This is a genomic window from Bradyrhizobium sp. 179 (assembly GCF_023073535.1).
Taxonomy (GTDB): Bacteria; Pseudomonadota; Alphaproteobacteria; order Rhizobiales; family Xanthobacteraceae; genus Bradyrhizobium.
In genome coordinates this window covers 1-19714 of sequence record NZ_JADPJR010000037.1, presented here as the reverse complement: position 1 = coordinate 19714, position 19714 = coordinate 1, and the positions used below count along the sequence as shown (strand labels likewise).

Here is a 19714-nt window from a genome sequence, read left to right as displayed (position 1 = left end):
TCCATGACTCGATGGAAGCCACTGTGGACCCTTATCCCGGGGTCCCGATTGGATGCCGATCACCCCGAAAACGGGGTCCTTATTCCATGCCGAAACACACCGTAGTGGCGATTGCGTCGAAAGGCCCAATCGTCGACGCCGACGACGCTCAGAGGATCGGTTCGTCGGGCTGCCCGCCGTCGTATGACCCGAAGCAACGTATCGTGGCTGACCGGCAGCATCAGCCGCCTGGCAAGGCTCGCTGCTGGTCTGCCGCCGAGTGCCAACCCTAAATGGTGAACGATGCATTCCAGCCGTGCCGTCCGGCGCGACCGGGTGGGCAGAACGTTGTCCCCGAATCGTTCAGCGAAAATCCGCCGCCGACAATGAGGTATCTCGCAAACAAACCGTCGCGTAATCACGCGAAGGCGTATTTGTTTGCCGGCACAGGGCAAATCCGCGACTTGCCTGTCGTATCGGCTATGGATTCGTCGCGATCTCGAGCCGCACAAGGGGCACTCGGCCATTTCGACTTCGGATCGGACGGCTAAAATAATCAAGCCAGATGAATCACTTACACTCTCAACAACGAACCCACTCGGCACAAGCGACGAAATTCGAATTCCGGCTCGCATGGCGTTGATTCCCGTTGGAGACCACAAGCTTATCAAAGAAGTTAACAGACGTGAGTCAGCCCCAATTGCAGGTCGAATGACATGCCAAAGCGTTGGCAGGATAAATGAGCACACACAATACTCGGGTACATGTCTATGCCTTCCTTTTGATGGTACAGCTCCTCGCGGTATCCAGGGGACCACTCTATTGGAATCCAGGCAGATCGCAGACGGAAAACCTCCATTGGACCGTGCGAAATCCGAGCACTGCGCCCGCCGACGAAAGCCGCTTTCTCGCCAGTTCTTGCTGTGTGCGGAAACCATGAAGCCTTTCCGAGCTGCAGCGACAGTCTTCAACCGGACACCGCGACCGAGCTAAGCGGCACATCCAACGAGTAAATGAAGCCGTGCGGTTCATAGGCGAGGCCCACCTGACCGGACAATTGCTGGCCGAGAGACCCCATCATCCGGGTACCGAAGCTTCGCCGCGTTGGCGGCTCGACCGTGGGACCTCCCCGTTCTGTCCAGACAAGGCGAAGTCTCTGCGTCAACTCGTCGATTCCCCATGAAATCTCGACGCGGCCTGAGGACACGGACAGCGCTCCGAATTTAGTCGTGTTGGTGCACAGCTCATTGAACGTCATTGCAAGGGCGATGACAGCAACGGAGGTAATCCTGATATCCGGTCCATTAAAATGAAAGCGTCTGTCTCCGGGACTGTCGTAAGGCTCGGTCGCACTGCTCAGTGTGTGAGTAAGGCTCGCATCAGCCCAACTTACCTGCATCAGCAGATCATGCGCCCGCCCCAGTGCAAGCAGCCTACCCTCCATTGCCTTCTGTCCGTGCTCGATGCTCGGCGCTCCGCGAAAGCTCTGGGATGCGATCGCGCTAACCATCGCGAGTGTATTCTTGACGCGATGATGAAGCTCCCCAAGGATCAGCTTCTGCAGTTTGTCGGCGGCGCTTCGCTGCTCGGCGTCGATCCCAGCTTGGATCATCAGGGTCCGCGCATCTATCTCGGCTTGTTCGAGCAGCAAGCGCAGGCTGTTGTTTTCGGCCGACAGGAATGCTTCCTGTGCCGATTGTGATGAGGGATCAACCTTGGCGGGAAACGCCCCATCCGCCGTCCAGTCGCTTGCGGCCGGAACAATCTTCAGCGCACCTGCGCCGACCATGGCCTGCAACTCGGCTATCATTTGCTCGACACCGAGCGGTTTGCCGAAGAACCGGCTATTGGCTGGCCGTTCCGCCTCTGACGGCTTCACTTGGCCGGAAACCAATATGATCTTTATCGAGGGCCAGCGCTCGTGCACTGCATGAGCGAGTTTTAGGCCGTCGATGCTGCCGGGCATTTGAATATCGGTGAGCAGCAGCGCGATGTCCGAGCGGGATTCGAGAATCGAGATTGCCTCGTCGGCATTGACAGCCTCGACGGGACAGAATCCGGCATCCTCCACGATGTCGACTGCACGCATGCGCAGGATCATCTCGTCTTCCACGACGAGAACGTTCGGCACCTGAGTTGAATCCTTCGACATGGCGACCTCACTTTCTCTGAGGGAGGTGATAGAGCTCCCTGCTTGCGAACGCCGATAGACCGATTGCCCGGCGACCGACGGTCGCCACGGTTCGGCCATTGCTGCGCTTTTCGATAAAGGATAGCGAGCTAATTCGCAGCGCCCGAGCAGTTCTCATCTCAACGCTATGAGGCGTGTTCTGACTCGAACTGATTGGGGCGAATAAGCTGAACGAAGCTCATCGCTCAGGGCAACGGTCAAACAGGGCCTGGCTATCGACGGGCAGTCACAAGCCGAGCTTCTTCGATTTTCGCTCCAGAGCCTGCGTGTCGCAGACAGGAAGTGGCGAATTCCGGCCAGACCTGTGTTGAGCAATTCGAGACAACGGCTCGTCCTTCAAGCCGATCGGCTTTGGCCAGCGCCGTGACTTCATCCGCTTGCACTTTGGGAGCAAAACCCGGCGAAGCGATCACCAAGGCTCCGAAGAGCATGAAAATTGCCAGTGATGACAATGACTTGATCATTTTTGACTGCTGATTTTTTCGTCTTCAATCCCTCTGCTTTCGGGGATTACTCTGACAACAACCAGAACGAGAATTTGTTCCATGGCTTCAACCTTTTATCCAGGCTGTCGCCGAGGCTGATGCCGGAGCCCGCGAAAAGCGTGTCCTGCGAGAAGGCCGGTGGGGCTGAGGATCTGAATGCCGGCGCAGGTGGCTTGGGCGCACGCTAGTCAGGACGATCTTTGACGGCGACCAGGCCCGTGTGATTTCGCGGAAGGAGCCTGCGATGCTCTCGCCAACCGAGCCCTTTCTGGCCACTGGCTGTGCGACACAGAGCACATCATCTTGATCGGCGCGGTCGTTCAGCCCGCGATCGTGTCCCTGAAGTTCTGCCAGGTCGACCTGCCTCGGGCGTCTGCGAACAGATCGGCCCCGCTGACAACTATTCCTGGTCAGGGGGAACCATCGCGCCGCGAGCCTATTGGCTCCCTGACACAATCCTCTTTCCTCTTTGGAGATATGACATGAAGATTTTTACCGCAGCTTTGGCTGCCGCAGCAACTACGCTTCTCGTGACGGCCGCTTCAGCTGCCCCGCTTGCCCGCGGGGCTTCCATCACGCCAGAGAGCAATATTCAAAACGTGCGGATGGTCTGCAACGAAGACGGTCGCTGCTGGCGCGAGCGTGGCGAACGACATGTTATCATCCGCGAAAGAAGCGATGCCTACGGATATGCACCTCGCGAGCGTTACATTGAGCGGCGCCGCTATGAGGACAGTGGCGGCATCGGCTTCCGCGCTCCCGGCGTAAGCGTCGGAATCGGTACCGACCGGTACTGAGAGACCAAGGAGACGAACGCAAAAGGCCGCGGCGCCATCCGCGGCCTTCGCTTGTCGGATCCTCAAGCGACATGGCAAACGACACAATCGTGAAGCGGCTGGAATTGAGCGCATTCAGAAATGCCGGCCGCGCGACACTGCGCAGCCCGATCAGCTAAATTGTTGCGTTGGCCTAGCTATTCTGAGGATGGGACGCCATATTGCTGATATCACCGCGCGCCCCTCGGCTATCATCGGTAACTGAGAGCATCGCGCTCCCGCCGCGACCAAGAGGCGGTCAATATGTCAAGAACTTCCGCGTTCAGTATTCATGAGTGGCTCGTCCCCCCGGTGCTGCTACCGATCTTTTTTGTGCTGCTGATCGTCTCTGCGATGATCCTTCGATGGTAGTTCACCTCGCCAGGCCCACGCCGTCGGCTCCGGCCGACAAGTCGCTCGATCCGGCGGAGCTAACTCAGCCGTCGCTAACTTGGAGGCTGAACCTCAAAGCAACGGCTGCACTCGACAGGGCCCGCAACATGCCACCTGGAGCGGAACGCGCGGGAAAGATGCAAGAGGCAATGATCCTCGGAAATGCCGCCGAAATGCTCAGGCATTTCGATAGACAGGGCAGCTGACGCGAACACCCGCTGAAGTTCGGACCAGCGAGTTGGGTGGTGAGCAAGCGTTGGCCTGCCGCGGGAGCTTGGAGCGCGGCAGCAGAAGCGCAATGCCTGGAACGCAGACCACTCTGGGGGGCGCCATGTGGATCGACATTTGCACCTTCTACTCTGGTGCAATCCTGCCCTTGATTGGAGCTTTCGTTGATTGCGCTGAAGGTCCTTCACACGACGACTTATCGATTCAACGAACAGGTGCGCCTGATGCCGCACCGTCTGATGCTTCGTCCGCGCGAAAGCCGCGAGCTTCGTTTGATTTCGAGCAACGTCACGATAACGCCGCATGCGGACCTGACCTGGGCACACGATGTGTTTTCCAATACGATCGCAACGGCGACGTTTCAGATGACAGCCGCCAATCTGGTGATCGCCAGCGTCGCGGAGCTTCAGCTCGACGCGGTTGCGTGGCCTGTGTTCGACATCGCCGTCTCGGCCATGTCGTACCCATTCCGCTATTCTGATGACGAATGGACCGATCTCGGCGCCCTGGCTCTTCCCCGGTTCGCCGACCCGGAGGGAGTCCTGCGAAACTGGGCACAAAGGTTCGTTCGAGGAAGTCGGACCGACACGCTGTCCCTACTCAGGGACCTGAGCATCGGCGTTTCGGAAGCTGTCCGGTACCAGAGCCGTGAGGATGAGGGTACTCAGACGCCAGTGGAAACGCTAAATCGCGGCTGGGGGTCTTGCCGGGATTTCGCGGTGCTGTTCACTGAAGCAGCACGCGTGCTCGGGTTCGGGGCCAGGATCGTCTCCGGCTATCTTTACAATCCAGAACAACGAAGCCTCGGATCTAGCGACGCAGGATCGACCCATGCATGGGCAGAGGTCTTTGTCCCGGGAGCCGGATGGATCACTTTCGACCCGACGAACCGCAGCCTCGGCGGCTTCAACTTGATTCCGATCGCGGTCGCGCGCGACATCCGGCAGACAATTCCGGTGTCTCAGCTTCGTCGGTAATACCGGTGCTTTCGCCGGGATGTCCGTAGAAGTTCGAGTCACGCCATAGAACGCGGGACTGCCGGCACCAGCTGTGAGAGTCATTCAGCACAACGAAAGTCCTTCCGTTGTCATGGGAGCTGGATCACTGAGAGTACGACAGTTGATCTTCCGTTACGATTCGCTCGATATTCTCCGACTTGCTCTTGATGCGGTATCTAAGACGTCCATCCGCCTCGATGGGCATACATTGAACGATGGTGTAGATCATTGGCGGAACAGTTGCTGCACGTCCCTGGGGACCTTGGGGCTGGTGGCGAACGTCTTCATTCAGCCTATAAACATATGACATGTGTTCACCTCTGAAATCATCTGCGGCCGCTCTAGCGTGGAGCATGCTGTGACACAATGGCGTCCAGGCACTGCAGCCTTGGTCCAGACACACGCACTATTTAAATCGCCGCGTGGGCGACCTATCATAGGCCCCACGAATGATTTGGGTAGCCAATGATTTGGGTACCCCTGTATCAATCTTGGGTGCAAGGATCTGGCAATGACCCAACGGAAGCGCTCCGCCGAGCAACAGGTCGCGGACGAAGCGGACCGAAAGGCGCAAAACCCCGTTGGGGCGCGGCAAACGATAGCCGACAGCCACGCCGATCCAGAGTTCCAGGAAAACCATAAACGTCTCAGGGCCGAGCGCCTGGCGAGAGATGCCGAGCTCAAAAGCAAGAATTGACCCATTCGAGCGAAGCATCAGATCGGAAAAGATGACAACAGTTGGTGAATACGAACCGACCAAACCAATCAGTAGAGCGGAGCGTGAAGCACGCAAGGCCTTCCGCCAAGTCGAGGCGGAGAAGGCGATGTCCGAGCACGCGCTCGCCGAGAAGGCCTTCGCTCAGAATCGCGAGCGGCTGAAGGCAGAGCGGCTGGCACGGGAAGCCGCAGCGGGCCCGGTGCCAGAAAAACAATCCAAAGCGAAGAAGAAGTAATCTCGCACGAACTTCTGCACGGGTAGACCTTGCCGAAGTCACGTTGAAGCTTTCGGCACCTCACTCTTATGGCGTCCGGGCGTTCCCCGAGGCGAATGAAAGTCGACCAATCAATGCAGCAAAGGCCCGGGCATTGCTGCCGGGCCTCCGTTATTAGGCTGAGGGTGAACTTAGAAGTCCATGCCGCCCCCGCCAGGAGGCATGCCGCCAGCCGCGGTCTTCTTTGGGATCTCGGCAACCATCGCTTCGGTGGTGATCAGGAGCGCCGCAACAGACGCGGCGTTCTGGATCGCCACACGCACCACCTTTGTCGGATCGATGATACCCTTCGAGATTAGATTGACGTACTCGCCTGTCTGAGAGTCGAACCCGTAGGCGTATGTCTTGCTCTCCAGGATCTTGCCGACGATCACCGAGCCGTCTTCACCGGCGTTGATCGCGATCTGGCGAGCGGGGTAGGACAGTGCCTTGCGCACGATCTCGACGCCGGTCTTCTGGTCGTCGTTCTTGGCCCGCAGGCCCTTGAGCTGCTCGGAAGCACGGAGCAGGGCAACGCCGCCACCGGGGACGATGCCCTCTTCCACAGCCGCGCGGGTCGCATGCATCGCGTCATCAACGTGATCCTTCCGCTCCTTCACCTCGACCTCGGTCGCGCCGCCAACGCGGATGACCGCGACGCCGCCCGCGAGCTTGGCGAGACGCTCCTGCAGCTTCTCGCGATCGTAATCCGAGGTGGTCTCCTCGATTTGCGCCTTGATTTGATTGACGCGCGCCTCGATGTCCGCCTTCTTGCCGGCGCCACTGACGATCGTGGTGTTCTCCTTGTCGATCATCACCTTCTTGGCGCGCCCCAGCATTGCAAGCGTCACGTTCTCCATTTTGATACCCAGATCTTCCGAGATCGCCTGGCCGCCGGTCAGGACCGCGATATCCTGCAGCATGGCCTTGCGGCGATCGCCGAAGCCGGGAGCCTTGACTGCAGCAACCTTGAGGCCACCGCGCAGACGGTTCACGACCAGGGTGGCAAGCGCTTCGCCCTCCACATCCTCAGCGATTATAACCAATGGCTTCCCGCTCTGAACGACCGCTTCGAGCAGCGGGAGCAGCTCGTTGAGCTGCGACAGCTTCTTTTCGTTGATGAGGACGTAGGCATCATCCATTTCCACGCGCATCTTGTCGGCGTTGGTGATGAAGTAAGGCGAGATGTAGCCGCGATCGAACTGCATGCCTTCGACCACCTCAAGTTCGGTCTCCAACGACTTGGCTTCCTCGACGGTAATCACGCCCTCGTTGCCGACTTTCTTCATGGCGTCGGCCAGGAACTTTCCGATCTCGGAGTCCCCATTCGAGGAGATGGTGCCGACCTGGGCGATTTCCTCATTCGACGTCACCTTCTTGGAGTTCTTGACGAGGTCGGCGACCACGGCTTCCACCGCGAGGTCGATGCCGCGCTTGAGGTCCATTGGATTCATGCCAGCCGCAACCGACTTTGCGCCCTCGCGGACAATCGCGGCCGCCAGAACAGTGGCGGTCGTGGTACCGTCGCCGGCCGCGTCAGCGGACTTGGAGGCGACTTCGCGCACCATCTGTGCACCCATGTTCTCGAACTTGTCCTCAAGTTCGATCTCCTTGGCGACGGTGACGCCGTCCTTGGTGATGCGGGGAGCGCCGAACGACTTGTCGAGCACGACGTTGCGGCCCTTCGGGCCGAGCGTCACCCTGACGGCGTTGGCGAGAATGTCGACGCCGCGCAGCATGCGGTCGCGCGCGTCGACGCCGAATTTCACTTCTTTGGCGGACATTGTGATCCCCTTGGGAACGGATGCTCATGCGACTGTCCCGAAGGACGTCTGGGCAATGAGATCATCAGGTAAGCTTGAACCTCGTCCTGCGAGAGGCCGACTGCGCCGGCTACTCAGGACGGGATCGGACAACGGCAGATTACGCCGCCTTCTTCTTGGACTCGCTGACTTCGAGCACGCCCATGATATCGCTCTCCTTCATGATCATGAGGTCTTCGCCATTGAGCACGACCTCGGTGCCGGACCATTTGCCGAACAGCACGCGGTCGCCGACCTTGATGTCGATGGGGATGAGCTTCCCCGCTTCGTCGCGGCCTCCCGCACCCACGGCCATGATCTCGCCCTGAGAGGGTTTTTCCTTTGCATTGTCCGGAATGATGATGCCGCCCTTGCTCTTTGCTTCGGCGTCGATGCGCTTGACCACCACTCGGTCGTGGAGCGGACGGAATTTCATGAGTGCCCTCTGTTCTATTTTCGGCCCTAGCAGTCGAGTCTCGAGACTGCCAACCTTCTGCAACTATGTCCGCGCGAGCGACATACAAGGCATTGCCGGAGCGATATTCGGCAGCGAGCGTGTCTGCGTGAGAAACCGATAGCTATTTGTCGGGAAAGCGCGCACGGTGCGTTAGAGGTCGAACAACGACTTACTCTTGTGCGTCCGCGCTGTCGCTCGCGGATGCGCAATGCGACGATGCGAGCTGGTCTCGTCGCGAGACTCTGGTCGATCTCGCGGTTCTCGTCATCATAAGCCCGAGACGGTGACAAACGCGCACTACATGCCCGACCTTTGCGCGAATCTGGCGCCGACCGATATGCGCGCCCCGACTCTGGTCGCCTCGGCACTCTCGCCGCTCGACGGCGAGAGCCGAGCTGGCACGAGCCGGTGACGAGGAATAGGAGCCTATGTCAGGTTCTCAACAGAAAGCAGCTTATGCAAAATCTCTCACCGCGGCACGTCAAGTTGGAAGAATCCGTTCGGCTGGGCGTGGTGTCTGGATGGTATTCGATCAAAGTCAGTGGAACATTTGTGTCCGGTCCTCACGAGTCGGAGGCCGATTGCCTGCGGCGGATCGCGGAAATCAATCCTCCGTCGGCCGCCAGACGGAAATGATCTGCATCTCAGCGTCCGCGGCGTGATGCACCATGTGCCCGCTGCGTGGACCGGGAGAGACTTCAATTCACGAAGTGCTCATTACTGTTGCGGCCCGACTCGAACCTTGCGGTCCGCGTGCGGCTTTCTATTCTGGAAGCCAGGCATTTTTTGGCCCTTGAATGCGCTGTGAGAACGGTGTGCAGCAAACGAGACCGACGCTACTGGAGCAAAGCGCCCTGCGGGAGGTTGTAATCGAGCGGTGGAGTAGCCACTTAGGAACTCAGTATCCGAGCGCCTTGCGCGCCTATCCGGATGCGCGACGCCTTAGCCACGCCAAATCCTATCGACGAAATCGATCAACGGCACGTCGCCAGCACGTGTGCGTCAGGGGTCAGGATCACCTATGCCCATCGAACATGCCGCCGTGCGGATCGTCCACAAGCCCTGGGGCGTCGGCGATCTCAGACCCTGGAGCAATATTGACGGGTCTCGTGGTGCCGTCGGCGAGTTGTGGTTCGAGCGCGCCGACGAGAACGCGCCCGCGCCCACCTTGCTGCTCAAGTTGTTGTTCACCAGCGAACCCTTATCCGTCCAGGTTCATCCAGACGACACGTTCGCGCGCGCGATGGGTATGCCGAACGGCAAGAGCGAGGCATGGTACATCCTCTCGGCTCAGCCCGACGCGCAGATCGGCGCTGGATTAAAACATCAGGTAACGGCGCAGCAATTGCGCACAACGATCCAGGACGGTTCGATCGCCGAACTCCTTCACTGGCGATCGGTTGCCGCAGGTGATGTCATCTATATCCCGGCCGGCACCATCCACGCCATCGGCGCCGGCATCGTGCTCGCAGAAATTCAGCAACGCAGCGACGCAACATTCCGCCTGTTCGACTATGGTCGGCAGCGTGAGTTGCACGAAGACAATGGCGTCGCCGTTGCCCATCCATGGCCGCTTCCAACGCAAGGCAAACCGACGGCCGTTACCGCCAATCGGACCCTTCTCCTCGCGAGCAAGCATTTCGTGCTTGAGCGCGTTGAACTTCCCGAAGGTTCAAGCTGGGCGCTGCTTGCTGAACCGGAGACCTGGATGCTCATACTCGACGGACACGCTGCAGTCGGTTTGACCGCGGCATCGATCGGGGAAGCCATCTTCATTGGTGGCGGCCGCAACAGCATCGAGGTTGGCCACAATGGTCTGAGCGCGCTGATTGCGTATCCCGCCAGCCGCCCGATCGATTCTCTGTTGCAGAGTCTCGGTGAGCAGCCGGTCAAGCCTACTCATCCAGCCACGCATTCAGTTCGGCAATTTGCGGGCAGCGTCGAGGCGCGAACTTGACACCGCTTCGCCGCATCGCCGTCATCGGCAATTCGCTGCCTCGCCGTTGCGGCATCGCGACGTTTACGACCGATCTGGAAAGGGCGATTTCGGATTCGCGCCCGGACATGGAGGTCAGCATCATTGCAATGAACGACCACGGACAGGCCTATGATTATCCCGCCTCCGTCGCCTTGCAGATCAAGGATGACACCGTTGAAGATTATGTCCGTGCCGCGGCCTTCCTGAACGCGGGCCGGTTCGACGTCGTTTGCTTGCAACATGAATTCGGGATCTTCGGCGGTGAAGCCGGCGCTCACATCCTTGAACTGCTTTCGGGCCTCAGCATGCCCGTCATCACGACGCTGCACACGGTTCTGGCCAAGCCAACCGCCGCCCAGCGTGCGGTGATGGAGCGCCTTGTCGAGGCGTCTTCGAAGATCGTCGTGATGGCGAACAAGGGACGCGAGATGTTGCGTAGCGTCTATCGCGTGCCGGACGACAAGATCGAGGTTATTGCCCACGGCATCCCCGATTTTCCGTTCGCCGAACCTGACGCAGCCAAGGCAAAGCTCGGATTCAGCGGTCGGTCCGTCATTCTGACGTTTGGGCTGCTGTCCCCCAGCAAGGGCATTGAGGTCATGATTGACGCGATGCCTCTGATCCTGGAACGTCGCGCGGACGCGGTCTATGTCGTGCTCGGGGCGACGCATCCCAATCTCGTGCGCGACCAGGGCGAAGCGTATCGCGAGAGTCTGATGACGCGCGTGCGCGAGCTTGGCATCGACGACCACGTCGTGTTCCTCGACCAATTCGTCGATCAGGCGACGTTGCTGGAATTCATTTCCATGAGCGACGTCTACGTTACGCCCTATCTCAATGAAGCGCAGATGACGTCGGGGACGCTGGCCTACAGCTTTGGTTTGGGCAAGCCGGTCGTTTCGACTCCGTATTGGCATGCGCTTGAGTTGCTGGGCGACGGCCGCGGCGTGATTGTTCCCTTCGGCAACGCGGTCGCAGTCGGCAAGGAAATCGCGCAATTGCTCACCGATGCCCCTCGCCGGCAGGCGATGCGCGAGCGCGCCTACGCCATCAGCCGATCGATGACATGGGAGCGCACGGCCGAGCGTTATATAGCTACATTCGAGAATGCGCGTCATGGTGACTGGCTCAAGGTAGCGGCACGTACCGGGCCGGTCGCGGTCGCGCACAGCCCGGCGGCATCTGATATGCAACTGGATCACTTTCTCTCGATGTGCGACGATACCGGCCTGTTCCAGCACGCTGTCCATTCGGTGCCAGATCGGGCTCACGGCTATTGCGTGGATGACAATGCCCGTGCCTTGCTGCTGGCGTGCGCCCTCAACAATCCCGGCGAGACGCGTCTGTCCGAAGTGTTGACGGCCCGTTTTGCCGCGTTCGTTCAGCATGCGTGGAATCCCGACACAAGACGGTTTCGCAATTTCATGGGCTTCAATCGAAGCTGGCTCGAAGACCGGGGCTCCGAGGACAGTCATGGGCGAACACTATGGGCGCTGGGTGAGTGCGCACGCAGGGATGCAAGCCCGTCGCGACGCCGATGGGCTGCCGGCTTATTTGCCGAGGCACTCCCCGTCGTCGAGGCCTTTGGTTCGCCTCGCGCGTTGGCGTTCACCCTGCTGGGTCTGGACGGCTATTGCGCCGCTATTCGCGATGATGCGCGCGCCCGGGAGATCCGGCATGCGCTGGCCGATAGGTTGATGGCGGCGTTCGCTTCCGTCGAGACGCCGGACTGGACGTGGTTCGAGGAGAGCTTGGCATATGACAATGCGCGCCTGTCGCAAGCCCTGATTCTTACGGGCATGGCCACGCAAGCCCCCGATTACCTCGCTGCCGGATTGCGATCCTTGCGTTGGCTGATGACGCAGCAAACGGCTTCGACCGGACATTTCCGCCCCATTGGCACTGCCGGCTTCGGTGAGTCGCGCCAAGCGCCTCGCGCGTTCGACCAGCAGCCGGTAGAGGCAACGGCAACGATCGCAGCTTGCCTGACTGCCTGGCGTGCGGAAGGTGATGCCGAGTGGAAAGCGATCGCGAGCAACGTTTTCGCCTGGTTTCTTGGTCATAACGATTTGTCGATCGCGCTCGTCGACCCCGAGACCGGCAGTTGCCGGGATGGATTGCACCCCGACCGCGCCAACGAAAACCGCGGCGGCGAATCCGTCGTATCCTATCTGCTCGGTCTTGCCGATATTCGTCAGCTCGCGCGCGTCAATGTCAGCGTGACGCCGCCGGCGACGCTTCGCGTCATCGGCGTCTGAGTTCACTGACCTCTCCAACGACCCGAGGACATCTTGTCGCAAGCCAGTTTCCTGCATCGGCAAGCGCTCCATCTGCGCCCCGACCCTACGCGTGTGATCGTTCGCCCGTTCAAGCCGGCAACAGAGCCGCGCGATCTCAACCCGACCGACAAGACGCGCGCCAACCATATCGTCGAACGCGTTTTGGCCCTTGACCCGGGAGTCACCGCCAGCCTGTTGGCAGACGTATTGGTGAACTTTCAGGGCAGGCATCGCAACCTGCTAGAAACGTTCGAGTTCCGCGCCGATGAGATGGAACGGGCGTTGGCGGCTCACGGCACTTTTTCGACCATTCAGCGCCAGTTGATTGGGGCTTATTTCCTGAACGAATATTCGTTCGAGGCGTCTGCCCTGTTCAATCCCAGCATCGTACCGCATCCCGACCAGTCGGGTGCGCCGAAAGACGGCCTGCGCTTTGTTCTCAGTCTCCGGGCCGTTGGCGAAGGGCACGTATCTTCACTGACATTTCGCACCGGCACCATCGCAGCCGACGGCAGCCTGGCGGTCGATCCAACCGCGCGACTGGCCTCCAGCCCCCGAGTCGGACCTCGCATACCCGGATCCTCAGGCGAAACGGTTGAAATCACATTCAAAGAAGAACAAGACATCAGTGAACGCGTGATATTTCCTGTCACGGATTCACAATCTCAAGGCATCGAAGACGCCCGTTTCGTCGAATTCATCGATGGTGATCGCAAGACATATTACGCGACGTTCACCGCTTATACGGGCAGAGCGATACGGTCGGAGTTGATCGAAACGCGCGACTTCTTGTCATTTCGGATGTCCCCGTTGCAAGGGGCCGCGGCGCGCAACAAGGGGATGGCGTTGTTCCCCCGCAAGGTTGACGGCAAATACGCCATGATCGCCCGCCAGGACAACGAGAACCTCTATTTGATCTATTCAGACGATCTGCACCAATGGGACGGCGGTCAAGCCATCCTGAAGCCGCAGTTTCCCTGGGAATTTGTGCAGATCGGAAACTGCGGATCACCGATCGAACTCGATGAAGGCTGGCTGTTGCTCACGCACGGCGTTGGCCCGGTTCGAAAGTATTCGATCGGCGCTGCCTTGCTCGACAAGAAGGACCCCTCCAGGGTGCTAGGCCGTGCCTGCGAACCTTTGCTGCATCCGGAGGCCTCCGACCGAGAGGGCTACGTTCCCAATGTGGTCTACACCTGTGGGGCGATGCGGCACCGTGATCAAATTATTCTGCCCTACGCCGTCTCCGACACTTATTCCAACTTTGCCACGATCAAGATCGCGGCCCTGCTGCAAGCAATGTCCTGATGGAGCGGGCAAACCATTTCGTACCGGAGGCGGCTTGAGCCGGCATCGCAGGGGCACATCCATGGTCCAATTGGCGACAGCCGACGTATAATGCGGCTCCGGGCCAAGTCCGCTTCGGATCCAAAGGTTTGAGCATGATCCTGAAGGTGCGTAGCGGCTTTCCGAAAAGATCATGCTCAAACAACAACCTAAAGCGCGATGACCGTTCATCCTAATCTAGCGCTCAGGTGCGGCGGCAGATTAGGCCCTCAAAAAAGTACGCCGCCCGTTTGAAATAACGACGGACGGCGCTTCTCCAGCCCCGAGAGGGCACTAGCAAAATCTCGGTTATCCATTGGTCTGAGCACGCGCCAGAAAGGTTCGCATCAGGGGCATTGAGCGTTGGACGAAGCCGGAGGTGCAGCGCCGCTCGCTGACATCCCTGTTCGCTAAGCGGACCGTCGCCCCCTTCAGGGAGCCGATGCTGGCCGCGCCAGCTGACCGAAAAATCGAGCCGTCTCAGGCACTCGCGTGGACGAGATCACGCTGCTCAGCCTCGACGTCCTGCGGCCGTCGGCATGCGACTACGGTTCCGGGAAAAATGTCCGCCAGCCCCGCCTTCAGGAGCTTCCGCCTTATGCCGCGGCAGGATTTTCTGCGCTGATTGCGCGATCCAGGGCATCGATCAGCATTTGAAGCTCTACGAATTTGTTCCGGGCTCGCTCCGCCTTTTCACGATCAAAGGGAGCAGCCAGCACCTTCGCATGCGTGTCCTTGTCCTCGAGCATGCGATCACGCGCCTTCTTCAATGTTTCAAGTCGCTCGTTCATCTGTGCTCCTGTGCCAATATCTGCTCGAGCGCAACCCAAAGACTCAGTCGAAGCCGGCCGGAAGCTCGCCCTTCCGGAAGAAGACCGTGGGCTCATCATCGTAGTCACCCATCTCGGGATCGCCGGTGGACGAAAAAGCAACGACGGCGAGTTTGCTCAATGCCAGTCTCTCTGCCGTCCGCAGTGCGCCGCTTTGCGACTTGCAGACGATGGGAGCGTCGGCTTTCAGATTTCCACCTTTGCCGGCGTTGAACGCCTGCACGACGTACGTTGTTTCGCGGACCATGGCGGTTCCTCAATATCGATCGCGACAACACGTGGCTGCAAACGAACGCCTCGCCTGCATAGCTGTGCATCGCGAGGTCTTGTTCGACCGTCCTCAGGCTCGCGCGCACTCGCTGTCGTACAGCTCAGCAACCGCGACAAATATTCTTCAGTTTCGCAGCGGTTCGGGCTTCTTCCGCAATGAACGGGTCTGTGTAAGCAGCACGTGATGCGTCCTTTTGCTCAGGACTTGGCTTCTTCGTTTGCGGCGGAAACGCGGCATCGTAACAGGCCAATCGCCCGCTCGTGCTTTCGATCTCCCGGCAGTCGGTTTCGCCAGCGATCGCGGCCTGCGTGAATGTGCCGAGCGCCAATACAACAGAGAGCAGTTTCATCAAGCTACCTCTCCCGGCGGCGTTCACACCGAACGCCCCGTGATCTCTCCTCGTGCCGGCCCGGTTGCCGCCCCGCCCGCCTCCGCGAGGCATTCTCGTGCAACGGGGTTCTGGGCGCGCCGTTTGACGACGCGCCAGCCTCTCCTCATGCTTCGAACTGGTCGAACTCTTCCGAGAGCAGAATCCGGCCTTGCGGCGTGCATATCCGGACGTCGAAATAGCCTTCCTGCAGCAGCTCCCGCGCCTTCTTCAAAGCAGCCGCCGTCGTGGCGCGGCCCAAGCTGATGTGGCCACTTTGATCACGCCCGCTAATCAGAAATTGCAGTTGCGGCGCTCTATCCACGTAGAAGAACCGCAGCTGCCACCAGGAGCAGTAGAAACAACGGGACGATCACCGGCGGCACGACCCAGTCGGCCAGACGAAATCGAGGCATGCACGTAGCTCCTGGTTTGGCGGGAGCGCTCGTGACCCTCAGTCACCGGTGGAAGCCGTGGGAAGGACGGTGATACTGCGACCCTACGCTTGCGTCCCGCGAATAGCGAGCTCTAAAACGGTCCTTGCGAGTGCCTTGACCATTCATGCATCCTTCGCCAAAGAATTGGCCGGGCTCGAGAATTGCGACGACCGCCTCCTGCTCGAATACGACCGTTAGCTTCACTTTGTCTTTTTGAATGTAAAAGACCGAAGCTCCTACATCGCCTTGCTCGAGCGGTGTTTAGTGCAAATGGCACGCGCCTACGGAAAAGGGCGGCTGCTGGGCCGCCCTTTGAGTTTGCGCCTGACCGGTCGGACTGGGCTTAACCTTCGATGATGTAGACGATCTCGTGGGTGTGCGGACGAAGGATAACGTACCTGCCGTGCACCAGAATGAACTCGTATCCGCGCCATTCCGGATAAATCTCGACGATGCGGCTCGGTATCGCATGATAACGGACGCCTGCCGGAACGGCGGTGCCGATCGACAGGTTGAAGTTCACGTTGGTGACTTCCTCGACCTTCTCCTGTTTGATAGCCGAAGTGATCTGGCTACGCTTTTCGGCCGGAGGCGCGGCGACCGCCGTGGTCGCGGCATTGCCGGTGGTCTTGCCTTCGGGCGCCGAAGGCTTGCTCTCGGTGGTCGGGGTCTTCAGGTCCTTCGATGTGGTGGCTGAATCGGGCGCCTTTGTCATCCCATCGGCCTTCGTCACGCCAGTCGTCTTGCTGTCCGCGGTCGGCTTCGTCTCGTGAGGCGAATTCTTCACGTCCTTCGAAGCGGTAGCCGGGGCCATTCCTTCTGCGGCCTTCGGCTTGCCATCGGCCTTTGCGTCGCCGAGGTGCTTTGCATCAGGCGCGCCCTGTGCATGCTGCGGCATTCCTTCTGCCGGCGAGCCGTGGGGTGCAGCGGTGGGGGGGCCCTTTGCTGCGGGTGCATTCATCGGTGCTACGGTTTCAGCTTTCGGCGAAACGGCAGCGGGGGACTCCGAACCCTTTGCTGCGCCCTGATTGGCGCCTTGAGCCATCGCAAGCCCGGTCGCAGCAAACAGAGCCACAACGGCGACAGAAGTCCTCAAAGTATGTCTCATCTGATCTTGTCCAATTCATTTGAATATGATGCCGACGAACGTCAGCCATGGGGAGTGAACGGCTCCGACCGGCGATGGTTCCGTTTCAATTTCTGGTTTAATGGCGATCAAGTGCCAAGCTCGTCGAAAGGTCTGCGAGTATACCGTTGTTTGTCGATGACAGAGGTTCAACGGCCTGCGCCGGTCCGGAAGAGATCGGGTCGATTCAAATATAAGTTGTATCGAGGGGAACTCTAGGTCATGGCGCCTGTTTGATTAGGGAGCTCCGAGCGGACAGAACTTTCGTAGCTCGCCTGGATCGCTGCGGCGTCAACAATGGCACTGTCCGCGGGTACAAGCACCGCAACATCTTACGACTTCATCGGACCAGATTGCGCAGATCAGCAGCCATTCGAACCAAGCGATTGAGGTAACAAAATGAACATGTCGAGCGAAAGCCTTTTGATCATCCTATTCGTAGGTCTCGTCGCCGGCTGGTTGGCGGGCCAGATCGTCCGCGGGACCGGCTTTGGGATCGTCGGTGACATCATTGTCGGAATCCTGGGCGCGTTTGTCGGCAGCTGGTTGTTTCCTCAGCTCGGCGTGCATCTCGGGAGCGTCAGCGCCATCGTCAACGCCACCTTCGGCGCGGTCCTGCTCCTGCTCGTCGTCCGGCTAGTCCGCGGTGGCGGTGGATGGGGAAGCAGCTGGCGCGGGAGCTGGGGTCGTCGCTGGTGACCCATGCTCGCGCAACGGTATCGGACACCAGCGAAACGCGGGCGCTCGTGGTTGCCGCCGGATCGGTGCCATCATGCTAGACTTTTCGAATGCATCCTTTTCGCCTGAAACGATCGGCACCATGAAAGCTGCGTTGGACGCGGCGGTTGCGTCACTGCCTGGCCAAGTCAGCTCCGCGCATATCCAATCCATCGCGGAAACGATCCTTCGCACCGCCAAGGACGGCGAGCGAGACCCCATGGTCCTGCAACGCATCGCGTTAATGGAGCTTCAGATCTCGACGCGCTGCTGACACCGCTCCACCAGCTTGTGTGCCGGCGCGGAAGCGCTCGCGTTTATTGTCGTGCCCTGATGTCTCGATGGAACTTAAATGGTCTGCGGAAGCATTCACAATTGTAGCCGCGATCACGCGGCTCCTGGAGAATCCCCAACATGAAACGTCTGGTGTTGATCGGTGTGGCCGCCTGCGCAGTCGCGGCGATGTCAACGCTACCTGCTTCCGCCATGCCCCGAGTGGTGGCGGACACGCTGGTTGCCGGCTCCGACAGTCCGCTCATGCTCGTGCGTGGAGGTCATGGAATGGCAACGGTCACATGGGGCCTGGCGGCCGCGGTCATCACTATGGCGGGGGCAGAGGCCACCATCGCCGTTGGTACTAACGGCCTGGCCATACAACATCCGAGGCCGTCTTTGGTTGGTGGCGGCCTTGGTGATCTTGCTGATTGGCGGTGATCATTAAAGTGCACTGTCACCGCATTGCATTGAGAAGGAGGGCCGCCGCATCGGGCGCCCCTTTTGTAGAGCAGTAGGACAGACTGAAAGAGAGTGAGAGGCCTCACGAACACCCCGTCGTGCTGCCAAGCTAAGATATCGTGCGGAGTTGGAAAGTGTGTATGTAGAAGGGGTTTCTAACTCCGAACAACGACGCCAACCGTTCCGGGTTATCCGCTCACCAGGGATCAGGACCGTATGGGCGCGCGAAAATTGCCTTCTCGAAGCACGATTGCTCGGTGTAGCATGATCCGCGTCGCCGTCATCGAATTTGCGTCAGAGCCCCTTTTGGATGCCGATAGGGGGTCCCAGTCGAACGCCGATTGACACGTTGATCGGTACCGGCAACCACCGTTGGCTACGGATCTCTTGATATGAGTGGATTCGCTGGTTCGATCCGTGGGAGATGAATTAACGGGCCCATCACAATACGCTTACGAGGAGGAGATTCGCCCCCTATTGAACCGCGAGTGGCCGCCAAGTCCGAAGGATTCGATTGCTGGGTTGAACCTACTCACCAAAAGTAGACGCCCCCCGCTCGTTCCCGTGACCGACGCGTGACCCGCATCAAGAGCAGCCTCGAAGGCTCGAAGTCAAATTGTAACGTATTGATCTGACGGTAAAGTTGGTGGCGCACCAGGGCTCGAACCTGGGACCCGCTCATTAAGAGTCAGCGGCTCGGAATAGCGAGCGCTTCGTGAACACGCCCTAATCAACGCCACTTGGGAGCGAAGGCGGGATACCCACCGGCACCCCTCAGCCTTTTCTTTTTGCCGCCGCCGGCAATCGAGTCCTTGTTGTCGTTGTTGGACGAGGTCTGGCTCGAATGGCCTGCAGACAGTCCCGGCTGGGAGATCGCTCAAGCGCCGAGCATCTATCCTGATGAGCCGAGCAACAGGCTCGTCCCGTAAACATCTGAATTACCTACAGTTCGTATTCGAATCCTTCAGCAGAGAGGCTGAAATCCGTGGTACGGAACGTGGTACGAAATTGAGGCTTGCTGGAACGAGGGCGAAAACCCTTTTGAGCGGCCCGAGACATAGGTGACATTTCGTACCGGACAGACGGGTTACACTTTCCGCTTTTGTTCTGCGGGAGGTGTAGATGCCGTGGAAAGCGAGTTCGGTGATGGAGGAGCGCCTGCGGTTTGTCGCCCGGCTGCTGGACGGCGAGGCCATGACGGAGGTATGCCGGGAGTTCGGCATCTCGCGGAAGACCGGCTACAAGATCTTTGGCCGGTACAAGGAACACGGGTTCGAGGCCCTGACGGACCGGTCGCGACGGCCGGTGCGCTACGCCAACCAGCTGCCG

At 59.5% G+C, this 19714-nt stretch carries 19 protein-coding genes and 3 pseudogenes; 10 read left to right on the top strand and 12 right to left on the bottom strand.

Features of this window, described 5'->3' with window-relative positions; genetic code table 11:
• Positions 1-98: 98 nt before the first annotated feature.
• From IVB12_RS09540 to IVB12_RS09530, 3 genes and pseudogenes are all read right to left on the bottom strand, one after another.
• A pseudogene (locus tag IVB12_RS09540) lies at positions 99-614 on the bottom strand (transposase family protein); the annotation flags it as partial.
• A gap of 332 nt (positions 615-946) precedes the next feature.
• Positions 947-2131, bottom strand: a complete 1185-nt coding sequence (locus IVB12_RS09535; protein WP_247298083.1) for an HWE histidine kinase domain-containing protein — start codon at positions 2129-2131, stop codon at positions 947-949.
• Positions 2132-2382: 251 nt separating this feature from the next.
• The gene (locus tag IVB12_RS09530; RefSeq protein WP_247298080.1) at positions 2383-2634 is read right to left on the bottom strand and encodes a hypothetical protein; all 252 of its coding nucleotides are present in this window, start codon (positions 2632-2634) and stop codon (positions 2383-2385) included.
• A 503-nt stretch (positions 2635-3137) separates the two neighbouring features.
• On the opposite strand from IVB12_RS09530, the gene IVB12_RS09525 reads away from it, so the two are divergent.
• Together IVB12_RS09525 and IVB12_RS09520 are read left to right on the top strand one after the other, a co-directional pair.
• The gene (locus IVB12_RS09525) at positions 3138-3452 is read left to right on the top strand and encodes a hypothetical protein (RefSeq protein WP_247298076.1); all 315 of its coding nucleotides are present in this window, start codon (positions 3138-3140) and stop codon (positions 3450-3452) included.
• An 803-nt stretch (positions 3453-4255) separates the two neighbouring features.
• A pseudogene (locus IVB12_RS09520) lies at positions 4256-5117 on the top strand (transglutaminase family protein).
• A gap of 378 nt (positions 5118-5495) precedes the next feature.
• On the opposite strand, the gene IVB12_RS09515 reads toward IVB12_RS09520, so the two are convergent.
• The gene (locus IVB12_RS09515; RefSeq protein ID WP_247298096.1) at positions 5496-5882 is read right to left on the bottom strand and encodes a hypothetical protein; all 387 of its coding nucleotides are present in this window, start codon (positions 5880-5882) and stop codon (positions 5496-5498) included.
• On the opposite strand from IVB12_RS09515, the gene IVB12_RS09510 reads away from it, so the two are divergent.
• The gene (locus tag IVB12_RS09510) at positions 5818-6042 is read left to right on the top strand and encodes a hypothetical protein (protein ID WP_247298093.1); all 225 of its coding nucleotides are present in this window, start codon (positions 5818-5820) and stop codon (positions 6040-6042) included. The two genes, IVB12_RS09515 and IVB12_RS09510, sit on opposite strands and share 65 nt — an antisense overlap.
• A gap of 170 nt (positions 6043-6212) precedes the next feature.
• On the opposite strand, the gene groL is transcribed toward IVB12_RS09510, so the two are convergent.
• Positions 6213-7844, bottom strand: a complete 1632-nt coding sequence (gene groL / locus IVB12_RS09505) for a chaperonin GroEL (protein WP_247298073.1) — start codon at positions 7842-7844, stop codon at positions 6213-6215.
• 139 nt (positions 7845-7983) lie between these two features.
• Positions 7984-8298: a co-chaperone GroES gene (locus IVB12_RS09500; RefSeq protein WP_247298070.1), complete on the bottom strand. Its 315-nt coding sequence runs from the start codon at positions 8296-8298 to the stop codon at positions 7984-7986.
• Positions 8299-9340: 1042 nt separating this feature from the next.
• On the opposite strand from IVB12_RS09500, the gene IVB12_RS09490 reads away from it, so the two are divergent.
• From IVB12_RS09490 to IVB12_RS09480, 3 genes are read left to right on the top strand one after another with little or no spacing between them, the layout of a single operon-like run.
• Positions 9341-10276 carry a class I mannose-6-phosphate isomerase gene (locus IVB12_RS09490; RefSeq protein WP_247298055.1) on the top strand — a complete coding sequence of 312 codons (936 nt, stop codon included), beginning with the start codon at positions 9341-9343 and terminating at the stop codon, positions 10274-10276.
• Positions 10273-12555 (top strand): glycosyltransferase family 4 protein, encoded by a 2283-nt coding sequence (locus IVB12_RS09485; RefSeq protein ID WP_247298052.1) that lies wholly within the window; start codon positions 10273-10275, stop codon positions 12553-12555. The genes IVB12_RS09490 and IVB12_RS09485 overlap by 4 nt, the downstream gene beginning before the upstream one ends.
• A 33-nt stretch (positions 12556-12588) precedes the next feature.
• On the top strand, positions 12589-13884 hold the full coding sequence (locus tag IVB12_RS09480; protein WP_247298049.1) for a glycoside hydrolase family 130 protein: 1296 nt from the start codon (positions 12589-12591) through the stop codon (positions 13882-13884).
• 614 nt (positions 13885-14498) lie between these two features.
• On the opposite strand, the gene IVB12_RS09475 is transcribed toward IVB12_RS09480, so the two are convergent.
• The 6 genes and pseudogenes from IVB12_RS09475 to IVB12_RS09455 all read right to left on the bottom strand — a co-directional run bounded on the left by IVB12_RS09475 (position 14499) and on the right by IVB12_RS09455 (position 16852).
• Positions 14499-14693, bottom strand: coding sequence for a hypothetical protein (locus IVB12_RS09475; protein WP_247298045.1), 195 nt, complete (start codon positions 14691-14693; stop codon positions 14499-14501).
• A gap of 43 nt (positions 14694-14736) precedes the next feature.
• Complete coding sequence (locus IVB12_RS09470; protein ID WP_247298042.1) at positions 14737-14979, bottom strand: hypothetical protein; 243 nt, start codon at positions 14977-14979, stop codon at positions 14737-14739.
• A gap of 124 nt (positions 14980-15103) precedes the next feature.
• The gene (locus IVB12_RS09465; RefSeq protein WP_247298089.1) at positions 15104-15352 is read right to left on the bottom strand and encodes a type VI secretion system-associated protein TagO; all 249 of its coding nucleotides are present in this window, start codon (positions 15350-15352) and stop codon (positions 15104-15106) included.
• Positions 15353-15497: 145 nt separating this feature from the next.
• Positions 15498-15632 carry a hypothetical protein gene (locus tag IVB12_RS38135; protein WP_256467102.1) on the bottom strand — a complete coding sequence of 45 codons (135 nt, stop codon included), beginning with the start codon at positions 15630-15632 and terminating at the stop codon, positions 15498-15500.
• A gap of 292 nt (positions 15633-15924) precedes the next feature.
• A pseudogene (locus IVB12_RS09460) lies at positions 15925-16056 on the bottom strand (Crp/Fnr family transcriptional regulator); the annotation flags it as partial.
• A 94-nt stretch (positions 16057-16150) separates the two neighbouring features.
• Positions 16151-16852 (bottom strand): DUF1236 domain-containing protein, encoded by a 702-nt coding sequence (locus IVB12_RS09455; protein WP_247298039.1) that lies wholly within the window; start codon positions 16850-16852, stop codon positions 16151-16153.
• A 480-nt stretch (positions 16853-17332) separates the two neighbouring features.
• Between IVB12_RS09455 and IVB12_RS09450 the strand changes: the two genes are divergently transcribed.
• The 4 genes from IVB12_RS09450 to IVB12_RS09435 all read left to right on the top strand — a co-directional run.
• Positions 17333-17632: a GlsB/YeaQ/YmgE family stress response membrane protein gene (locus IVB12_RS09450; protein ID WP_247298037.1), complete on the top strand. Its 300-nt coding sequence runs from the start codon at positions 17333-17335 to the stop codon at positions 17630-17632.
• Positions 17633-17705: 73 nt separating this feature from the next.
• Complete coding sequence (locus IVB12_RS09445) at positions 17706-17924, top strand: hypothetical protein (protein ID WP_247298034.1); 219 nt, start codon at positions 17706-17708, stop codon at positions 17922-17924.
• 140 nt (positions 17925-18064) lie between these two features.
• Positions 18065-18364 carry a hypothetical protein gene (locus IVB12_RS09440; RefSeq protein WP_247298031.1) on the top strand — a complete coding sequence of 100 codons (300 nt, stop codon included), beginning with the start codon at positions 18065-18067 and terminating at the stop codon, positions 18362-18364.
• Positions 18365-19531: 1167 nt separating this feature from the next.
• Positions 19532-19714: helix-turn-helix domain-containing protein (locus IVB12_RS09435; RefSeq protein WP_247298086.1), on the top strand; the 183-nt coding region annotated here is incomplete at its 3' end.